Origin of the sequence: Vibrio sp. 1727 (genome assembly GCF_033344415.1) — a bacterium.
In the GTDB taxonomy this organism is placed as follows: Bacteria; Pseudomonadota; Gammaproteobacteria; order Enterobacterales; family Vibrionaceae; genus Vibrio; species Vibrio alginolyticus.
The window spans coordinates 1-508 of record NZ_JAWPOT010000705.1 but is presented as its reverse complement, the minus strand read 5'-3'; the positions used below and the strand labels follow the sequence as shown (position 1 = coordinate 508).

At 47.8% G+C, this 508-nt stretch carries 1 protein-coding gene; it reads right to left on the bottom strand.

The features are described from left to right. Window positions 1-435, bottom strand: a 435-nt coding sequence (locus R8O10_RS27725; RefSeq protein WP_318192295.1) for a transporter substrate-binding domain-containing protein, incomplete at its 3' end; no start/stop codon positions are given. Between the last annotated feature and the right edge of the window lie 73 nt (window positions 436-508).

The window sequence follows — 508 nt, the reverse complement described above, 5'->3', positions numbered from 1 at the left end:
CTGCTCAATATCACGAGGACGAAGCTGGCCCTTTTTGTAGACCACTTGCTGGCTAACATAATAATAAGCAGGGCCAGGTCTAAAACGCTTGACGGCTTGTGATGTTTGATTAAGCCCCGTAGCAATAATATCGATGTCGCCCTTCTTTAAGGCAGGGAAAAGGTCGGCTTGTCTGAAAGCGGGTTTGATTTCTAGCTTTACGCCCAACTCTTCTGCAAATTTACGCGCTAGCTCATAATCCAAACCCGCAGGGCCATCAGGACCAATGTAGTACGAGAGTTGGTTGTTGAGCGTGCCAACGCGTAGCACTCCGCGCTCTTGGATTTTCTCGAATTCACTTTTCGGCTGCGACTCAATTTGGCAGGCAGAAAGTAGTAGCACAGAAGCAAAAAGTAGGACGCTGCGCTTGAGTCGGTTGAAGTGGCGTATTTGCATTGATCGGTACATCTCAGAAAATTTCTAGTGGTCTTTATATCAAAGCGTGGAGATGGGGCAAAGCGAATCGGAC